The following is a 19,467-nucleotide window of genomic DNA, read 5'->3' on the forward strand; positions in this document are numbered from 1 at the left end:
TCACGAATAAATGCTACGCGCATACGAAATCCTCAGGAGGCAGCATGTTCCCGCGTTCGGTTTTCTTCACCCTGGCAGCGCTTGTAGCCCTCGTCGCCTTGACGGCAAATCCGGCTCTGGCCCACGAATTCATCGTCAAACCGGGCAAGACCGTGGTCAAGGCCGGGGAGAGCGTTCCCGTTTCGGTTGTGTCTTCCCACGCGTTCATGGTGAGCGAGGAGCTTGAGGACGCCGCCGATGTGAAGGTGTCGGCAATGGATTCCACGGGAGCCAGGGACGTGGCCCTCACCGCTGACCCCAAAACGTTCACCTACGACGGCAAGGCCAGTTTCACGAAACCCGGCTACGCCATGCTGGTGGGCCACCGCCTGCCGCAGGTCTGGAGCAAGACCCCGGACGGCATGCAAAAGGGCGGCAAGGACAAATACCCCGGCGCCACCTTTGCCAACGCGTACGAGAAGTTCTGCAAGACCCTGCTGGTGGTGGACAAGCCCGACGAGGGCTGGAAGAAGCCCGCCGGACAAAAGCTTGAGATCATGCCCCTGTCCGACCCCGCAGGCTACAAGGCCGGCCAGGAAACCGCCTTCCAGATCATCTACGACGGCCAGCCCCTGTCCACCGAGGTTTTCGCCACCTGCGACGGCTACACCAAGGCCGAGAACTCCTACGGCTGGTACACCGAAACCAGCGACAAGGGCGTGGCCCAGGTGAAGTTCATGCAGAAGGGATTGTGGATGGTGCGTGTGCAGCACAAGGTGCCCGGCAAGGACGGCGTAAAGGAGCACGTGATGCGCTCCGTGCTGGTATTTTCGGTCAATTAGCCAGGACGAATGATGATGACGAACACTCTCCTTGGACAGGGCGTTTCCGGAGCGCGCTTGCAGGAATCGGGTTCCGGCCAGGCCTGCCCGAGGGGGTTCGCCCCGGGCGTCCGCACTGGCCGCGGACGCCCGGCAATCGATGTTCGCATACGCCTCGTAAGCCTCGCGGTTGTGTTGGTTGCGGCCTGGGCGCTCCCCCCAAGCGCCCGGGCCCATGGCACGGGCTCGCGCTGGCTTGACGGCGGCCAGCGGGCATTGGCGGTGTATTTTCACTATTCAGGGGGCGAACCCATGGCCTGGAACAAGGTGAAGGTCTTTGGCCCCGGGGATGAGAAAACGGAATTCGTGGCCGCCAGGACCGACCGCAACGGCAGGTTCGCCTTCCTGCCCGACCGGCCGGGACTCTGGCGTGTGGAGGTCGCGGACGACGAAGGGCACAAGGCCGTGGCCGAGACCGATTACCACCCGGCCTCCCCACCGGCTTCCCAGGCGGCTCCATCCGAGGCGGCCGCGCCGGGAACCGGCCCGGCGTCCGGGAACGCATTGCCCGACAACGCGCGGCTCGGGCCGCTCTGGCTGCGGATCCTCTTGGGGGTGAGCCTTACGCTGAACCTCTTCGTTGGCGCGGCGTTTCTGAAGCGAAAACCCTGATGAAGGGTTCGCGCCTTTGCCCGCATTGGGCTTGGCCGCTTTGCGCCTCTGGCACAGCCACACGGCAAGATGCGGTGGATGGCGCCCGGCAATAACGGGGATTCAGGCGCGGTACGCGTTGAGAGGGATGGTCGGAGTGATGAACAAGCTGGAGGACTGTTTCGGGATTGGCAGCGTTACCGCGAGTTCGGGGAACTATTTCTCGTCATGCAGCAGGCAATACCGGGACACTCTGTTTTTTCCTTTGCATTTGCCGTGGTACATGGCCTGGTCCGCCGAGTTGAGCAGGTCATCCGCCGTCCAGTCTCCATGGTACTCGGCCACGCCTATGGAAACCGTGAACCGGACGATGGTGTCGGTCAGCTTGCCGCCTACCCTCGACCGGAACTCGTAGTTCTGCACGGCATACCGGATGGCGTCCGCATGGTTCTCCGCCTCGTCTCCGGTGAGCGGGCACACCAGAACGAGCTCGTCCCCGCCGTAGCGCGCCGCGAAGAAGCCGTTCTTGGAAGCTATGTCCGTGAGTATCTTTGCCAGGGTCCTCAGCACGTCATCCCCCACAGGATGGCCGTAAACATCGTTCACTGTCTTCTTGAAATCATCAATGTCGATCATGAGCAGTGAAAGGGGCGTGTTCTTGGACTTTGACTTCTTGATCGCCTTGGTAAGGTAGTTGTCGAGTGATCTGCGATTGTGCAGCGTGTTCAGCATGGGGTCGATATTGATGAGCTGCTCGAACTTTCTGGCCTCCCGTTCCCATTTTTTTGCTTCGTCCCTGTAGTGCTGGAGCATTGTTGTCACAAGGTCGCGCAGTTTTAGAATAATGGAATTGGCGTCATCTTTTGATGCCATGAGGCTCAGAACATCGCGTTCAAACTCAGTGACTATCTTGTCTCTGCCGGTGCTCGTGGACAAAGAATTGGAAATGAAATCCGATATGGATTCGGCCAGGGAATGGGAGCTGCTTTTGTACAATGCGAGCTGCGATTTCAAGGAATGCATTCTCACATTGTCTGCAACAATGTCTTCAACCCCGTGTATTATTTTATAAAAGCCATTTGTTGAGGAATCCTTAGCAGCAATGCCGTTAAAGACAACCTGCTGAGCCTGTTTCTTCTGGTCCTGGTTCAGAATTGAAAACGATGTGACGATATTTCTTGCGAACAATACGACAGCCAGCCAGCTTGTGGTGTCTGTATAGCCAAGTTTCTGCAATTCTTCGCAGAGCTTGGATGTTTCATTTGAAACAAAGTTATTGTGTCCGGACACTAGAGACTCCTGAGATATACACATCATCTGCCAATCAGGCGGGTAAGAGCCCGCGAAGAAAACGGCAAAAGCGAATTCGGATTCTTTATCACATTCTATACTGATTCGTATCGCTTATTCGGGCTGGCACAGGAAGTTTCTCGTAACCCTCCCTTTTGGTGATGATATGATGCGTGCACGCGACCGCCTTTTCGGTCGAGTTCTTTCCGCACACAACGGCATGCGGCGATAGCGACTGGCGTGTCGGGTTACGCCGGTTCAATCGCGATCGATCGGAAATTCCAGGCGAAACCGGGTGCCACCGTCCGATTCCACCGCAAGCGTTCCGTGCAGCTGGTTGGCCAGCAGGGTGACGATCTGCAGCCCCAGCGTGGACTGCCCGTCGAGAGAAAAGTCCCCGGGCAGGCCCTTGCCGTTGTCGGCGATGGTGAAGGCCACGTTCTGGCCGTTCCTGACGGCGCTTATGGTAATGGTGCCTTTCTGGACGCCGTTGAAGGCGTGCTTGAAGGCGTTGGTGGCCAGCTCGTTGGCGATGAGGCCAAACGGGATGGCCTGGTCCAGGGAAAGCGCGATGGAGGCGATGGCAAGCTCCATGGTGATGTCCCGTTTGCCTTTGTAGCCGATGGCCAGGCGCCGCAGGAGCTCGCCCAGGTAGGGGGCCATGTCGATTCCGCCAAGATTGTCCGACCGGTGGAGCTGGTCGTGGACCAGGGCCATGGACATCACCCGCCCCTGGCAGTCCAGAAGGATTCGCTGAGCCTCGGGGTTCTCGATCCCTTTTTCCTGGAGGCTCAAAAGGCTCGAGATGATCTGGAGGTTGTTCTTCACCCGGTGGTGGATCTCCTTGAGCAACACCTCCTTTTCCCGGAGCGAGGCCATGAGCGCTATCTCGGCCGTCTTCACCTGGGTGATGTTCGTGATCAGCGAATAGAAGCCCAGAACCGCGCCATCGGCAACGTCCGGGATGTATTGCACGAAGGAGTGGCGGATGGAGTGCCCGTCTGGGTTTTTGGCGGCGCGCTCGAAGGCCTGGGCTGTCCCGGCCAGCACACCCTGTATGTAGGGCTGGTTGCTGGTGAAGGATTCTTCGCCAATGACGTCTCGCAGGTGCATGCCGTCGATCGTGTCGGCGTTTATTCCGAACCATTGCAGGTAGGTCTGGTTGGCGAATCCGTTGCGGAGGTTCGCGTCCCAGTAGGAGATCATGGCGGGCAGGCTGTTGAGCGTGGCCCGAAGCTTGCTTTCGCTCTTCTTGAGTTTCTCCTCCAAAAGCTTTGCCTCGGTGATGTCCTGGAAGATGGTGACGAACCGGCCCTTGTCCGGGGAGAAGGCGGAAATGCGGAAATGCTTGTTAAGGGGCGGGAAGTAGGTTTCGAACCACTCCGGCTCCGCACCCTCGGCCACCCTGGCATAGATGTCGAGATAGGGCGGGGCGTCCGAGCCGTACACCAGCGAGGCCAAGGCTCCCACCGCCTTCGAGCGGTCTATGCCCGTTTGGCGCTCGAAGCTTCGGTTCACGTCCAGGATTCTGTAGTCCACGGCCTTACCAGGGGCTTCGTAGACCATTTCGTGGACCGCGGCCCCCTCGGTCATGGACTCGAAGAGGGTGCGGAATTTGCGCTCGCTTTCGCGCAAGGCCTCTTCGGCCATCCTCTGGACGCTGGTGTCGGAAAAGAGGGTGACCACGAGCCCGGAGGGGAGCCTGAAGACGTAGTTTTCCGCGCTGTGGGTGAGGCGGTTGTCCGAGTAGATGTTAAGGGGCAGGTGTTCCGGCTCCCCCGTGGAGTGGACGCGCCGCATCGCTTCCAGCAGTCCGAACTGCCTGACGCTCGGAAACACATCCGTGACGCGCCTGCCTGCCACATCATTCAGGGTGACATTGCCCAAGGCCTGGCCAGCCCGGTTGAGTGACACGAACACGAAGTCCTGCCCCTGGTCCACGGGCCGGTAGATGGCCAGGCCCTCCTGCATGTTGTCGAAGAGCTGCCGGAAACGCTCCTCGCTCTCCTTTATGGCCTCGACCTGCCTGCCCACCAGCTTCCTGCCCAGGAGCCTGGCGATGATCATGGCCAGAAGCGCGGCCCCGGCCATCAGGGCCAGGTTCGCCATGAGCGTCTTGTCGGCCTGTCTGTAGATCACGGACAGGGGAATGTTCAGAAGCACCACCATGTAGGGCGGTTCGCTTTCGAGCAGCCTGAGCTTGCTGAAATAGAACAGAACGGTGGTGCCGTCGTAGCGGGTGGCGATGAACGAACCGGATTCCTCTTTGGACTCCACGATGGTGCGCCAGTTCTCGGCCACGATGGGCTGGCCGATGGGCGGCGGATCGGACCCTTTTGCCAGGGCCAGCAGCCGGACGCCGCCCCGGTCCATGAGGGTCAGGCGGCTGTCGGCGGGCAGCGTGAGCTGGGCAAAAAACGGATGGTACTTGCCAAGGTCGTAGGTGACCAGCACCACGCCCAGAAGCCGGGAATTCTCATCCAGAACCGGGGTGGAGAACTGCATCACCGGCACCTTGGCGATCCGGCTGACCATGAAGTCGCCGGCGCTGAAACTCTTGGTGCGAACGGCGTCCCTAAACGAGGTGCGGTCCGACAGGTCGAGGTCGTTCGAGGCTGGCAGGGCCGACGCCTGCACCTTCCCCGTGGCATCCAGGAGCACGATGTTGGCCAGGGCTTTATTCTCGTGCAAGAGGTGAGCGAACAGGTTCGAGCAATCCAGGGCATCGAAGTGCCGGACCTGGGGCAGGGCGGCCAGGGTATGACCAAGGGTTCTGGCCAGGTGCGTCTTCTCGGATTGCAGGGTGGCGATGCTCTCGGTCAGGTTGTCGAGCCGGTTGCGCGCTTCCGAGAGCACCTGCTCGCGCAAGGTGAACCCGTTGTAGAGGATGATCGACAGAGCGGGAAGGATGGCGCAGGCCACCACGGCGTACAGGCTTGTATTGACCGAGAGCCAGCTTTTCGGCCCTTCAACTGAGACCTCCCCATTACCCGTAACTCTCTCGCTCATGCCTGTCCTTTGGGTCGAATGCCTGCCGGGTGCGACGGCACCAGTACACTCATCCTATGCCCCAGGTGCGTGAACGGGTCAATGGAAACGGGCGGATGTGATTGCCATTCGTACCGGCACGTGACGGCTTGCACTGCGCGGTACAGCTAAGACGCATCCGTCCTTCGGATCTTTTTCGTTCCCCTACTTTCTCATCCCCCTGTTTATGTGCTAAGGTGCAATTTGCCAGGGGTCATCATGAACCTGGGCGCAACGCATCACGCATCAGCGAGTGAGCATGACAAAGCGTACCAGCGTATCCGGAGTATCACGTTCCTGGGCGGCCCTCGGAGCCGCTTTGCTGGCCCTGGGCGCATTCTTCGCGGTGTTTTTGTTCGAGGAAAAGACCCGCATCGAGGCCAGGGAAGAGGCGGAACTCCTCTCCAACACCAAGACCATCGAACAGCTCATCAACAGCCAGATTACGTCCCTGAACGCTCTTTTGGCCACCCTTTCGGATGATTGGGCCAGGCGCGAGTCCGGCCAGCGTCTCGATGAACGTCTGGCCGTACTCAAGACCGGGCTGCCCGGGGTGCGCTCGTTCGTTCTTATGGACAGGCATGGAAACGCCGTGGCTTCCAGCCGGGCTGAGCTTCGCGGCAGTAATTTCAAGAACGGCGAGTCGTTCAGGCACATTGAGCGGACAGCAAATCCAGGCGCGCTCTACATCTCGGCTCCGTACACCACGGTGCTTGGCACATACACCATAAACGTGGCCCGCATGGTTTCGGGCCCCCTGGGCGAGTTCGACGGGGTGGCCATGGCGGTTCTTGATCCGGAGTTTTTCGTTCCCATCTTGAACTCGGTTCTTTCTGCTCCGGACATGCGCGCAAACGTGCTGCACAGCGACGGAATCCTGTTTATGAACGAACCGGAATTCAAGGAAATACTGGGGAAGAACTTCGCGCTGGAAGGAGCGTTTTTCACCCGGCATATCGCAAGCGGAAACCCCACCAGCATCTATTCCGGCCCAACCCGCGTCACCGCAGAGGGCCGGTTGATAGCCCTGAGGACCGTCCGTCCGTCCGGCATGCTCCTTGACAAGTACCTGGTGGTCACCTGCTCCAGGAGCTTGAGCGTCATCTTTGCCGGATGGCGCTGGGACCTCTACAGGATCGGAGGCTCTTATCTGGTGCTGGTGTTGCTTGGCTGCTGGGGGATGTATGCCTACCAACGGCGTCAGCGTGAGTTCGCCAAACACGAGGAGCTGTCGGCCGTAAAACTCCAGATGGCCCTGGACGCGGCCAAGGCCGGGATTTGGGAGTGGAACCTCAAAACCAACGAGAACCGGTGGTCGGACCAGCTCTGGGGTCTCTACGGCCTCAAGCACGGCGATGATGAACCGTCGTACGACAAATGGCAGTCCACCATCCATCCCTCGGACAGGGAGAGGGTCTGCTCCGAGGTTTCCACCGCAGCTGCAACAGGCAGCAACATCGTCATCGAATGGAAGGTGAATCTGCCTGACAACCAGATCCGCTGGCTCACCTCCCAGGGCAGCCCGGAATACGGCCAGGACGGCAATATAACCCGCTACCGGGGCGTGGTGATGGACATCACGGAGCGCAAGCGGATGGAGAGCACGCTGTCGCAGAGCCGCCGCGACCTGCGGGCCGTCCTTGACAACATGCCGTCCATGATCGGCTCCTGGGACAAAAACTTGCGCAACCGGTTCGCCAACCACGCCTATTATACATGGTTCGGTATCGACCCGGAGACAATACCGGGTATGCACATTCGAGACGTGATAGGAGAGGAGCGCTACCACCTCAACCTCCCCTATATCGAGGGCGTGCTCGCAGGGGTGCCCCAAGTGTTCGAGCGCGCCATCCCGACTCCCGATGGTACGAGCGTGTTGCATTCCCTGGCTCATTACATCCCAGATATCGTTGACGGCCAGGTGCTGGGCTTCTACGCCCTGATAACCGACATCACCACCGTCAAGCAGGCCGAGGAGGCCATGGCCGCCTCCCTCAAGGAAAAGGAGGTCCTGCTTCGGGAAATCCACCACCGGGTGAAAAACAACCTCCAGATCGTCTCAAGCCTGTTAAGCCTCCAATCGCAGGGGGGGAGGGCCGCCTCCGTCCAGGACGTCCTTACCGAGAGCAAGGGGCGGATCATGTCCATGGCGCTTATCCATGAACAGCTCTACAGCTCGCACGATTTGTCCCAGATACAGGTGGATGTGTATCTCAGTCAGCTCCTTCCCAGACTTCTGACGACCTATAGCGGGAAGAAGGATATCTCGCTTGATCTCGAATTCTCTCCCATCGCACTCACACTCGACCAATCCATTCCCTTCGGGCTGATAGTAAACGAGCTGGTCACCAACGCGCTCAAGCACGGATTCATCGGCAGGGATGCAGGCACGATACGCGTTTCGACCTCCGTTGCGGAGGGTGCCGTGGCCATCGTGGTCGAAGATGACGGCGTGGGCCTGCCCGAAGGCTTTTGCCTGGAAGCTGTGGAAACGCTCGGCCTTCAGCTGGTTGTTATTCTCACCGACCAGCTTCACGGAAAGCTCGCCATCGAGTCCGCCTCGGGAACCACCTTCCTTCTGCAATTTCCCCTGCGCGCCCAGGGGCAGTAGCGTCTTACGGGACAAACGAACCCTTGTGGACAGCTGCCGGGGCTTTTGCGCCCTGGAATCAACCGGAGAGTCATCGCGCGCTTCGCTCAACGCGGCCTGAAGCAGGGCTTCCTTCAACCCCGCCCCCCCGTATCCCCGCCAACAGTTAGCCCCCCTTATGAACCCAGGCGGGCGCTTGATCGCGATGCCTATTGCCAACATATTCTATAATGGATAAAGGCTGGGCAACTCCTCGATTAGATTCACGATGGGCGCCGAAAATTCGGCAAAGACGTTCCCATGGAAGAGGCCATGCCAATGTCTACAGTCCCCATCGCTGAACTCCAGATCGGCTCGATTCTCTCAGCCGACGTCAAGTCCAAGCAGGGGCGGCTGCTTCTGGTGGCCGGGACCAGGCTCGAAGAGCGGCACATCAAGATTCTCAAGACCTGGGGCGTGTACGAGGCCCCGGTGAACGGCGCGGAAACCGGGCAGGAAGAGCCCCGGACCGTCCAGTCCTCCCAGGCGCAGCAGCCTCCCCAGGCCCCCCAGGCTTCACCATCCCCCCAGGAGCCCAAGGTCGACATCTCCGTGTCGGACAAGGCCTGCCTGGCCTATTCCCAGTGCCGTTTCCTGCTCAGCAAGAATCCCGGCCCCATCGACAAGCTGCTCATGCGGCGCCATTTCCTCAAGACCAAGGAGCGCGTGGACTCGGGGCAGGTGAGGCTCAAGGAACTCACGTTCGCCAAGTGCGTGGCAGCGGCCGAACTGCCCAAAATGGCAGCCCTCGACCCGGACAGGATCATCTCCGGCAACACCCAGCTGGCTTCGCCGCCGCATGTGTTCCGCGAAATCATAAAGGCCTTGCAGGACCCCAAGTCCTCCGTGTCCTACCTGGCCGACGTTATCGCCAAGGACCCGGCCCTGACCGCCAGACTTCTGCGCATAGTCAACTCCCCGTTCTACGGCCAGACCCAGAAGATCGACACCCCGGCCCGGGCGCTGCTTATCCTCGGCGCCAAGAAGCTCACCTCGCTGGCCGCGGGCATCGCCATCATGAGCGTGTTCGAGGGCATCCCCCAGTCCGTTGTCAACATGGAGCTCTTCTGGAAGCATTCCTTAAGCTGCGGCGTGGTCTGCAAGCTTCTGGCGCTGCAGGTGGAGCCGGAGCTTGAGGATTCGCTCTTTCTGGCCGGCATGCTCCACGACATCGGCAAGCTGGTGATGCTAAAAGACCATGCCAAGCACGCCGCCCTGGTGCTTTCGGCCTCCCGCCAACTGGCCAAGCCCTCCTATGAAATCGAAAAGGCCGTGTGGGGCTTCACCCACGCCGACATCGGGGCCCGCCTGGCCGAACAGTGGAATTTCCCCACCAGCCTGGTGAACGCCATCCGCTTCCACCACTCGCATTCCTCGGCCGCGGACCACCACGAGAGCGATTTCGTGCACCTGGCCGACCACGTCGCTTGCGCCATGGAAATAGGCTCAAGCGGGGCCTGGCTCTTTCCGCCCCTCCTGCACGTGCGTCTGGGCCGCCACGCCCCGTCGCTCAATCTCCTGAAGGCCATCCTGCCCATGGCCGAACAGCAGACGGAAGAGATAGTGGGGTTGTTCCTCTTATGAGCGCAAAGCACCTGGACCAGTGCGCGAGCACGCTCATAAAAAGCCGCGTCCAGCATCTGGAGTGGCTGGCCAAGAACACCTTCGAGGCGCTGCAGGTTGCAGCTTCCATGAACAACTTAAATGCCAGCGTCAGCACCTTCAAATCGCCCGTGACCATCCTTCAGGCCGCGACCACCCGGTTGAAGGAGCTCATCACCTTCGACAGCTACGCCTTCTTCCTTGCCGACAAAGACTCCGACCTCCCTCTCGCCTTGTGTGAACCAGCAGAGAATGCTGGTTTTTTCAAGGGAGAACTGGACAGGTTGATAGACGACGGCACCATCCCGGACGTGCTGAACAACAAGGGCCCGCTGTTCAAGGTGAAGCCCAAAAGAAACGGCAGCTACCTTCTGCACAGCGTTGCCACCACGTCGCGCATCAGGGGCCTTTACATCGGCGACGTGGGTAATCGCAGAAAGCACATCCAGGACATATCGCTCTTTAGCCTCACAATAGTCTTAAACGCCACGGCCAGCCTTCTGGAAAGCTACGAGCTCTACAAGATGCTGCGCCAGGCCAATACGAAGCTCAAGAAAAAGATAACCAACCTGCGAAAGGAAGTGGCGCTCCGAAAGAAGACCGAGTCTTCGCTTGTGCAGTCGCAGCGGATGCTGAACCTGGTCATGGACAACATTCCGCAAAGCGTCTTCTGGAAGGGCACGGACCTCTGCTACCTTGGCTGCAACAAGAACTTCGCCGCCAGCGTTGGCTATGGCGATCCCTCAGGCGTTATCGGCAAAACTGACCAGGATCTCCCCTTCAAGCCCGAGGAGGCGGCCCGCTTCCAGGCGTCCGACAAGCGGGTGATCCGGGAAAACCGTTGCGAGCTGGACATCCAGGAGCCCGTCACCCTGGCGGACACGAGCACGCGCTGGCTGGAGACCAACCGGGTTCCCATGCACGACGGGCAGGGCAGAGTGATAGGGGTTCTGGGCACCTCCCACGACATCACCGAGCGCAAGGCCTATGACGACCAGCTCTCCCACCTGGCCCTGCACGACGCCCTGACCGGCCTGCCCAACCGGGTGCTCTTTTTCGAGCGGCTCTCCTGGGCCATGTCTCGCAGCAAGCGCAACACCCAGACTCGCTCCTGTGTGCTGCTCATGGACATGGACCGGTTCAAGCAGATCAACGACGCCCACGGCCACCTGCTTGGCGACAGGCTCTTGGTGGAACTCAGCAAGCGCATCTCGCGCTGCCTGCGCGAATCGGACATCCTCTCGCGCCTGGGCGGCGACGAATTCACCATCATGATCGAAGACATCGCCAGGGACGAAGACTACACGGCCATAGTCGAGCGCATAGTGGTTGAAATTGAAAAGCCGTTCAACATCCTGGGCAGGGTGGTGTACACGTCGGTGAGCATCGGAGTGGTGGAGGACATCGCCAAGTACACCAATCCCGAGGACATCCTGCGCGACGCGGACATCGCCATGTACGCGGCCAAGGGATTCGGCGGGCGCAGGGTCGAAGTGTACAAGGAGTCCATGCACGAGAGCGTGATACGCGTTACGGAAATGGAGCACGACCTGCACTACGGGTTCGACCACAACGAGTTCTCGGTGGTGTACCAGCCCATCTTCTCCATCCCCGAGCACACGTTGCGCGGGTTCGAGGTGCTGGCCCGCTGGACCCACTCCAAGTTAGGCCCCATCGGACCGGACGTGTTCATCCCCCTGGCCGAGAAGACCGGGCTGATCCTTGAACTGGGCGCGTTCGTTCTGCACAAGGCCTGCACGGACTTCAGCCGGTGGCGGGCCCAGTTCCCCGAGCAGTCCAAGGGGCTCTACCTGTCCATCAACCTCTCGGCCCGCCAGCTCTCCAACCCCGATCTGGTGGCGGAGATCAAGGGCATCCTTGCGGCCAACGACATCCCGCCGGAGCTCATAAACTTAGAAATCACCGAATCCATGGTCATGCAGGACCCGGACAACGCGCTGGCCATCCTGCGCCACTTAAAGCAGCTGGGTGTGGGCATCTTCCTGGACGATTTCGGGACAGGCTATTCCTCCCTGTCGCACCTGCAGAAGTTCCCCATCGACACCTTAAAGATCGACAAGAGCTTCATCTTCAACCTGTCTGGCGGCAAAAGCATGGAGAGCACGGCCATCGTCCGCTCCATCCTGGCCCTGGGCGGCAGCCTGGGCATGCAGGTGGTGGCTGAAGGCATAGAGAACATTTCCCAGCGCGATTCGCTCGTGGAACTGGGCTGCACCACCGGGCAGGGGTATCTCATGTCACGCCCCCTGCCGGCCGAGAAGGTGGTGTCCCACATGGCCGACATGTGAGGGGGCGGCGCTCCCCCTTGCCGGTATACCCTGATTGATCAATTCCCCCTTTCGGATTTCTCCCTGCCGGACGCTCTCATTGGCGATATAGCAAAACGCCATTGCGCATCTTTTCAGCATAGCATGCTTTCCGCCTGCCGGTCGCCTGTTCGATCTCTCTGACAAATATCCAACAATAAAACGGTATGTTAACCGTGAACAACAGTGGCTTTTCTGTGTGGAAAATGAGCGGCCAGGAAGCCATTGACAGATTTTTACGATATTGTATAACCTATAGTTATTTCTGATAGTGAACAATTGAACAATCGGAGTAAGCCATGTGGACTTCTGACCCAGCAAACAAAGGCGCACCAAAGATTGACATTCTACGCCACATGAAAGTTGGCGTGAAGCTGGTCGGCGGTTTCAGCTTGATGGCCTTCATATGCCTCGTTGTCGGCGGAATCGGCGTTTATTCGGTCCAGAACCTGGGAGGCCACGCCCAGGTGATGGGCCTTGTGAAAATGCCAACCCTGAAGAACCTGCACTCTCTCCAGCAATCCGTTGATGAACTCGTTATTTCCCAGCGGACCCTCCTCGTCCCAGACCTGGACAAGAATGTCGCGGCGGAACAGCTCAAGCGGGCCCAGGACGCCAGCGAGAATAACGCCAAGGCAATGGCCGAGCTTAACAAGCTGGCCCCGGAGGCCTCGGTTCAGAAGCAGTGGGAGCCCCTAAAGCAGTCCTTTGCCGCCGTGCAGAGCGCCAATGCCCAGTATCTGGCGGCAGTGAAGGAAAACAACCGGGCAAAGATGACTGAGCTGGCTTTCGGTATTTGCCGCGAGAGCCTTGGGAAGACCCAGGAGCTGCTGACGAGCCTCGTGAAAACCGTGAACAGCGACGTGGACACCGAGGCGCGCATCGCCCACGACAAGTCGAACAACATGCTGTGGGTCACGCTGGCCAGCATGGTCCTTGGCGCTGGTCTTGCCTTCTTCACCGGCATCCATGTGGCCTGGGATTCGGTACGGCCGCTTCGCAAACTGGTCCACTTTTCCAATGCAGTGGCCGGCGGCAAGCTGGACGAGCAGCTTAAGATCACCCGGCGCGACGATTTCGGCCAGCTGGCCGATGGATTGCGCTCAATGCTCAAGGCCTTAAACGACCAGATCGCCGACGCGCACTCCAAGGCCGCCCAGGCGGACGCGGAGTCCAAGCGGGCAAAGGATGCCTCGGACGGGGCTCACGCGGCCAAAGCAGAAGCCGAACGCGCCGCCCAGAGCATCAGCCAGACGGCCATGGAGCTTGAAAAGATCGTCGGCGTGGTGAAGGAGGCTTCCGAGGAGCTCCATTCCCAGGTGGAGTTGGCCAGCCAGGGCGCGGCCGTGCAGTCGGCCCGCGTGGCCGAGACCGCCACGGCAATGAGCGAGATGAACGCCACGGTGCTCGAAGTCGCCCAGAACGCCTCCCTGGCTGTCGAATCCGCCGAGGCCGCCCGCACGAAGGCCGGTGAAGGCTCCCAGGTGGTCACGAAGGTGGTGGACGGCATCTCGGCCTTGCAGCGGGTCTCTATGCGCCTTCAGGAAGACATGGGCAGCCTGGGGCTTCAGGCCGAAGGCATAGGCCGCATCATGAACGTCATCTCCGACATAGCGGACCAGACCAATCTTCTGGCCTTGAACGCGGCCATCGAGGCAGCCCGGGCGGGTGAAGCCGGACGCGGGTTCGCGGTGGTGGCCGACGAGGTCCGCAAGCTGGCCGAGAAGACCATGACCGCCACCAAGGAGGTCGGCGACGCCGTGAGCGGCATCCAATCCGGAACCAAGACGAACCTGGAGAACGTCAAGCTGGCGGTGGAAAATGTCGAGCAGGCCACGGCCCTGGCCGTCAAGAGCGGCGAAGCGCTCGGCGAGATCGTCCACCTGGTGGAGGTCTCCACGGATCAGATCCGCTCCATCGCCACGGCCAGCGAGCAGCAGTCGGCCACCAGCGAAGAGATCAACCGTAACATCGAGGAAATCCACCGCATATCATCCGAGACGGCGGATGCCATGTCCCGGTCCGCCCAGGCCGTGAACGACCTGGCCAGCCAGTCCAACGTGTTGCGCTCCCTGGTGGAGCAGATGAGGCTTCCGGGTTAGCGGCCTGTCTTGTACGGTAGGGCGGGGATTCACAGGAAGGAGACCAGGCAATGCACAAGCAGCTCGCAGGCAAGCGGATTCTCATCCAGGTGGCGGACACCTATGAAGACCTTGAACTCTGGTACCCCAAGCTTCGCATGCTGGAGGCCGGAGCCGAGGTGGTTGTCGCCGGTATCGACCCCTTGCGCCGCGACTACAAAGGAAAAAACGGCTATCCGTGCATTGCCGACGACGCCCTGGCGAACATGCGGGCCGAGGATTTCGACGCGCTTATCATCCCCGGCGGCTTCGCCCCGGACATCATCCGGCGCGACGCCAAGGCCCTCGCCCTCACCAAGGCTTTCTTCGATGCGGGAAAGCTGGTGGCGTTCATCTGCCACGCCGGCTGGGTTCCCATCTCCGCCAAGATCGTCAAAGGCTTTCGGTGCACGGGGTGCATCGCCCTCAAGGATGACCTGGAGAACGCGGGAGCCATCTGGGCGGACGCAAGCGTGGTGGTGGACCGCAACCTGATAAGCAGCCGCCGTCCGGCGGATCTTCCGGACTTCTGCGCGGCCATCATCGATTGGATGACCAGCGCCCACCCCAAGGCCTGACGCCTTTCCCGCACGCCGCGCCTCAACGGTCACCACCGCTTGGAAAACCACCAAGGGCCGCTTCGCCTTTCAGCCCATGCCCCGCGCCGGCTTTCCCGGAACCAAATCCCCACACCCAGAGCGATGAACTGGCATATTTGAACGAAGCCTTGATGGGGCGATGCGGCCCTGATATGTATTAATGTCCGGATTGACGCATGTTCCGGCAGGATTAGTTGTTCAAGGATCATCATCGATGCTAGTGGATACCGGACCGTTTTTACGGCTGCCGCTATTGAATAACGTGTTGCTTCCGTTCACGGCGCATCGGCTCACTGGAGAGCCGTCTGTTCACGGAACGGCTCTGGAGGCCTTGAACCGTGTTGAAGGGTAAAACCATGGCGCTCTCCCATCGATTGCTCATGGTCGTTTTCGTGTTGGCGTTTGCACTTGCCGTGGGCGAAGCCAGGGCGCAAACGCCCAAGAACACACTGGTTATCGGCACGATCAACATGCCGCCGCACAGCGTGGAGGACGGCTCCATGCCGTCCTTTAGCCGCGAACTCTTCAAGAGGATAATGGAGAGCCAGGGCTACTCGGTGGAGATTCGCTTCTACCCTTGGGCCCGCGCCTATGAACTGGGTAAGGCTGGCCTTGTGGACGCCGTCTGGCCTTCCATCCATCTCAAGGAAAGAGAAACCTGGTTCCGGTTCGGCCAGCCGGTGCTCAATACGAATTATGTCCTGATCAAAAGGCGGAATCTGCCCGTGGTATACGGTGGGCTGGAGGACGCAAAACCCTATACAATCGGAACCTTGCGGGGAGGAATCACCGGTTCGCCGCTCGACGGCGCCGCCCCGGGCTATCATGTCGAACCCGGAAACACGTTCGAGCAGAACCTCTTGAAGCTCGATGCCGGGCGGATCGATTTCATGACCAGCGAGCGCTATAATGGCGCGTATCTGCTCAACACGGAGTTCCCCGAACTGAACAGGTCCGTTGAAATGCAATTGCCGCCGATCAGCACGATCGGCTTCTATCTGATGTTCTCCAGCAATGGGACGGATGTGCAGGAAAAGATGGAGGCCTTTGAAAAAGGCCTGAGCGTGATGCGCTCGAATGGAGAACTGGCGCGGTTGCTGGAGCGCTACGGCTACGAGGTGGAGAGAGCGCTGCCCGATTGAAAGAAGGGCCAAGGCGGCCTGGCTTTGGTGAGCCAAGTTTCCAAGAAACCCCGGACCGCTCTCCCAATATGTTGTTCGTCAGGGTATTATTCAATTATTTCACTGAATATCCCGGCAGCTCCCGGCCTTTCCACAAAGCGAAGATGGCCGGGTAGAGCACAAGCTCCAGGATGGTTGAGGTCACCACGCCGCCGATCATGGGCGCGGCGATGCGCTTCATCACGTCCGAGCCTGCGCCTGTGGCGAACATCACGGGCAGAAGACCGGCCAGGATGACGGCCACGGTCATGATCTTCGGGCGTATGCGCTTCACGGCCCCGTGCATCACGGCATCATTTAGGTCCTCGCGGGTTCTCATGAGCCCCTTGTCCTGCCACTCCTTATGCGCCAGCTGCAGGTACAGAAGCATCACCACGCCGGTTTCCGCGTCCAGGCCAGCCAAAGCGATGATCCCCACCCACACCGCGATGCTCAAGTTGTAGCCCAACAGGTACAGAAGCCAGAACGAGCCAACCAGGGAGAAGGGCACGGCCAGCAGCACGATGCAGGTGGCCGGAAGCGATTTTGTGTTGAAGTAGATGAGCAGGAAGATGATGAAGATGGTCAGCGGGATGACCATGGTGAGCCGCTCGTGGGTGCTGACCATGTTCTCGTATTCGCCGCTCCACACCAGCCGGTAGCCTGCGGGCAGTTGCACGTTGGCGGCCACGGCCTTTTTGACGCTGTCCACGTAGCCGCCCACGTCGGTGCCGGTGAAGTCGATGTACACGTAGGCCGTTGGCAGCCCGCCCTCGCTCTTTATCATGGAGGGGCCGTTAGTGACTTTTATGTCCGCCAGTTCGCCCAGCGGCACCTGCAGGATCCTGCGGGGCGCCGGTTGCGAGCCCATCTTCGATTGCCCCTGTTCGCCCGGGGCCCCCACCGGCACCAGCATGGCCTTTATGGTGTCGATGTCCTGGCGCAGGTCGCGCGGGTAGCGCACGTTCACGGGGTAGCGCTCCCGGCCTTCGATGGTGGTGGTGAGGTTTCTCCCCCCCACGGCCGACTCGATTATGTCCTGCACTTCGGCCACGGTAAGGCCGTAGCGGGCGATGGCCAGGCGTTTGACCCGGATGTCCAGGTAGTAGCCGGTGTTCACCTTGTCCGCGAACACGGACAGGGTGTGGGGCACGGTTTTCACCACGCCTTCGAGCTGGGTGCCGATTTTTTCTATGACAGAAAGGTCCGGCCCCAGGATCTTTATGCCCACCGGGGTGCGGATGCCGGTGGAGAGCATGTCCACCCGGGCCTTGATGGGCATGGTGAAGGCGTTCACCACGCCCGGGATGTTGAGGCGATTGTTCAAGTCGTCCTTTAATTTATCCACGGTCATGCCCGGACGCCACTGGGACTCGGGCTTCAGGTTTATGACCGTCTCGAACATCTCCAGGGGCGCCGGGTCCGTGGCTGTTCCTGCCCGCCCGGCCTTGCCGAACACCTGGGCCACCTCGGGCACTTCGGCGATGATTGAGTCCTGCAGCTTAAGGATTCTGGAAGCCTCGGAAATGGCGATGCCGGGCATGGTCACGGGCATGTAGAAGAGCGTGCCCTCGTAGAGTGGCGGCATGAACTCCGAGCCCAGGCGCATGAGCGGCCACACGGACACGGCCATGATGACCACGGCCACGAAGATCACGCCCTTCTTGAAGCGCAGGGCCACGACCACCACGGGATGGTAGAGCGCCCGCAGGACGTGGCTTAAGGGGTTCTTGTCCTCCGGGCGCACCTTGCCCCTAATAAAGAGCGTCATGAGCATGGGGGTCAGGGTGATGGCCAGAAAGGCGGAGAAGAGCATGGCGAAGGTCTTGGTGTAAGCAAGAGGCTTGAAGAGCCGCCCGGCCTGGCCCTGCAGGGTGAACACGGGCAGAAAGCCCACGGTAATAACCAGGAGCGAGAAAAAGAGCGAAGGCCCGACTTCCTGGGCCGCCTCGATTATCACCTGGGCGCGCGAGCCGGGCTGGCCTGCGTGTTCCCAGTCCTCAAGCTTCTTGTGGGCGTTCTCCACCATGATGATGGCCGCGTCCACCATGGCCCCGATGGCGATGGCGATGCCGGACAGGCTCATGATGTTGGAGGTGACCCCCATGTAATACATGCAGATGAACGAGATGACGATGGCCAGGGGCAGGGTGAGGACTATCACCAGGGCGCTCGGCAGATGGAACAAAAACACCACGCACACGGCGCTTACCGCAATGGTGAGCTTTATGATCTCCTCGGTGAGCGTGGAGATGGCCCGGTGGATGAGGTCCGAGCGGTCATACGTCACCTCAAGCGTCACGCCCTCGGGCAAGGACGGCCCGATTTCGGCGATCTTGGCCTTCACCCGGTCGATAACCGAGAGCACGTTCTCGCCGAAGCGCACCACCACGATGCCTCCGGCCACCTCGCCCTGACCGTTCAAGTCCGCCACGCCACGGCGCATCTCCGGCCCGAGGGTCACCGAGGCCACGTCCTTTAAGAATATGGGTGTTCCCCGGTTGTCCGTGCCCACGGCCACATTCTCCAGGTCCGCGGTGCCCTTCACGTAGCCCCGGCCGCGCACCATGTACTCGGCCCCGGACATCTCGATGACCCGGCCCTCCACGTCGTTGTTGCTTAAGCGCACCGCCTCCAGCACCTTCTGCAGGGCCAGGCCGTAGGTGAAGAGCCGGCCAGGATCAACGGTGATCTGGTACTGCTTCACATAGCCGCCGAGCGATGCCACCTCGGACACGCCGGGCACGCTCTCCAGGGCCAGCTTCACGTTCCAGTCCTGCAGGGAGCGAAGTTTGGCCAGGTCGAGCTTTCCGGACTTGTCCACCAATGCGTAGGAGAAGCCCCAGCCAAGGCTTGTGGCGTCCGGGCCAAGCACCGGGTTCACGTCGGCCGGAATCTTGGCCCGTACCGACTGCAGATATTCCAGCACGCGTGAGCGCGCCCAGTAGATGTCCGTGCCTTCCTTGAAGATAACGTAGATGAAAGAGGACCCCAGAAACGAGAAACCGCGCACGGCCGTAACCCCGGGGGCGGCCAGAAGCGAGGTGACGATGGGGTAGGTGACTTGGTCTTCCACCAGGTCCGGGCTTCGCCCGGCCCACTCGGTGTAGATGATCACCTGGGGGTCCGAGAGGTCCGGGATGGCATCCAGCGGAGCGTTTCGCATGGCCCAAGCGCCCCAGGCGCCGAGCACCGCGCACATGAGGATGATTATGAGCCTGTTGCGGCCGGAAAAACCGATGATGTTCTGGATGAGCATGGT

General features: G+C 60.4%; 11 protein-coding genes. 8 read left to right on the forward strand and 3 right to left on the reverse strand.

Going from position 1 to position 19,467, the window contains the following annotated elements:
* Nucleotides 1-44: 44 nt before the first annotated feature.
* Nucleotides 45-821: a DUF4198 domain-containing protein gene (locus tag HY795_06515; protein MBI4804870.1), complete on the forward strand. Its 777-nt coding sequence runs from the start codon at nt 45-47 to the stop codon at nt 819-821.
* Nucleotides 822-836: 15 nt separating this feature from the next.
* Nucleotides 837-1,472, forward strand: a complete 636-nt coding sequence (locus HY795_06520; GenBank protein ID MBI4804871.1) for a hypothetical protein — start codon at nt 837-839, stop codon at nt 1,470-1,472.
* A 195-nt stretch (nt 1,473-1,667) separates the two neighbouring features.
* Here HY795_06520 and HY795_06525 read toward each other — a convergent pair whose 3' ends face one another.
* Both HY795_06525 and HY795_06530 read right to left on the reverse strand, forming a co-directional pair.
* Nucleotides 1,668-2,765: a GGDEF domain-containing protein gene (locus HY795_06525; GenBank protein ID MBI4804872.1), complete on the reverse strand. Its 1,098-nt coding sequence runs from the start codon at nt 2,763-2,765 to the stop codon at nt 1,668-1,670.
* 234 nt (nt 2,766-2,999) lie between these two features.
* Entirely contained in the window at nt 3,000-5,750 is a 2,751-nt protein-coding gene (locus HY795_06530; GenBank protein MBI4804873.1) for a PAS domain-containing protein, read from the reverse strand.
* A 277-nt stretch (nt 5,751-6,027) separates the two neighbouring features.
* Between HY795_06530 and HY795_06535 the strand changes: the two genes are divergently transcribed.
* From HY795_06535 to HY795_06560, 6 genes are all read left to right on the forward strand, one after another.
* Nucleotides 6,028-8,379 carry a PAS domain S-box protein gene (locus HY795_06535; GenBank protein ID MBI4804874.1) on the forward strand — a complete coding sequence of 784 codons (2,352 nt, stop codon included), beginning with the start codon at nt 6,028-6,030 and terminating at the stop codon, nt 8,377-8,379.
* 291 nt (nt 8,380-8,670) lie between these two features.
* Complete coding sequence (locus HY795_06540) at nt 8,671-9,981, forward strand: HDOD domain-containing protein (GenBank protein ID MBI4804875.1); 1,311 nt, start codon at nt 8,671-8,673, stop codon at nt 9,979-9,981.
* Nucleotides 9,978-12,308 (forward strand): EAL domain-containing protein, encoded by a 2,331-nt coding sequence (locus HY795_06545; protein ID MBI4804876.1) that lies wholly within the window; start codon nt 9,978-9,980, stop codon nt 12,306-12,308. The genes HY795_06540 and HY795_06545 overlap by 4 nt, the downstream gene beginning before the upstream one ends.
* Before the next feature lie 791 nt (nt 12,309-13,099).
* Nucleotides 13,100-14,428 carry a methyl-accepting chemotaxis protein gene (locus HY795_06550; GenBank protein ID MBI4804877.1) on the forward strand — a complete coding sequence of 443 codons (1,329 nt, stop codon included), beginning with the start codon at nt 13,100-13,102 and terminating at the stop codon, nt 14,426-14,428.
* A gap of 50 nt (nt 14,429-14,478) precedes the next feature.
* A complete protein-coding gene (locus HY795_06555) occupies nt 14,479-15,024 on the forward strand; it encodes a type 1 glutamine amidotransferase (GenBank protein ID MBI4804878.1) in 546 nt (181 codons plus the stop codon).
* Nucleotides 15,025-15,383: 359 nt separating this feature from the next.
* Nucleotides 15,384-16,187 carry a transporter substrate-binding domain-containing protein gene (locus HY795_06560; protein MBI4804879.1) on the forward strand — a complete coding sequence of 268 codons (804 nt, stop codon included), beginning with the start codon at nt 15,384-15,386 and terminating at the stop codon, nt 16,185-16,187.
* A gap of 94 nt (nt 16,188-16,281) precedes the next feature.
* On the opposite strand, the gene HY795_06565 is transcribed toward HY795_06560, so the two are convergent.
* Nucleotides 16,282-19,464 carry an efflux RND transporter permease subunit gene (locus HY795_06565; protein MBI4804880.1) on the reverse strand — a complete coding sequence of 1,061 codons (3,183 nt, stop codon included), beginning with the start codon at nt 19,462-19,464 and terminating at the stop codon, nt 16,282-16,284.
* Nucleotides 19,465-19,467: the final 3 nt, after the last annotated feature.

Source organism: Desulfovibrio sp., assembly GCA_016208105.1.
GTDB lineage: Bacteria > Desulfobacterota > Desulfovibrionia > Desulfovibrionales > Desulfovibrionaceae > Fundidesulfovibrio.

What these genes read in the sequence shown, in the direction of transcription:
- HY795_06555 (MBI4804878.1), top strand. Translation starts at nt 14,479, where the DNA reads ATGCACAAGCAGCTCGCAGGCAAGCGGATTCTCATCCAGGTGGCGGAC.
- HY795_06515 (MBI4804870.1), top strand. Translation starts at nt 45, where the DNA reads ATGTTCCCGCGTTCGGTTTTCTTCACCCTGGCAGCGCTTGTAGCCCTC.
- HY795_06540 (MBI4804875.1), top strand. Translation starts at nt 8,671, where the DNA reads ATGCCAATGTCTACAGTCCCCATCGCTGAACTCCAGATCGGCTCGATT.
- HY795_06545 (MBI4804876.1), top strand. Translation starts at nt 9,978, where the DNA reads ATGAGCGCAAAGCACCTGGACCAGTGCGCGAGCACGCTCATAAAAAGC.
- HY795_06520 (MBI4804871.1), top strand. Translation starts at nt 837, where the DNA reads ATGACGAACACTCTCCTTGGACAGGGCGTTTCCGGAGCGCGCTTGCAG.
- HY795_06550 (MBI4804877.1), top strand. Translation starts at nt 13,100, where the DNA reads ATGACTGAGCTGGCTTTCGGTATTTGCCGCGAGAGCCTTGGGAAGACC.
- HY795_06530 (MBI4804873.1), bottom strand. Translation starts at nt 5,750, where the DNA reads ATGAGCGAGAGAGTTACGGGTAATGGGGAGGTCTCAGTTGAAGGGCCG.
- HY795_06525 (MBI4804872.1), bottom strand. Translation starts at nt 2,765, where the DNA reads ATGTGTATATCTCAGGAGTCTCTAGTGTCCGGACACAATAACTTTGTT.
- HY795_06535 (MBI4804874.1), top strand. Translation starts at nt 6,028, where the DNA reads ATGACAAAGCGTACCAGCGTATCCGGAGTATCACGTTCCTGGGCGGCC.
- HY795_06565 (MBI4804880.1), bottom strand. Translation starts at nt 19,464, where the DNA reads ATGCTCATCCAGAACATCATCGGTTTTTCCGGCCGCAACAGGCTCATA.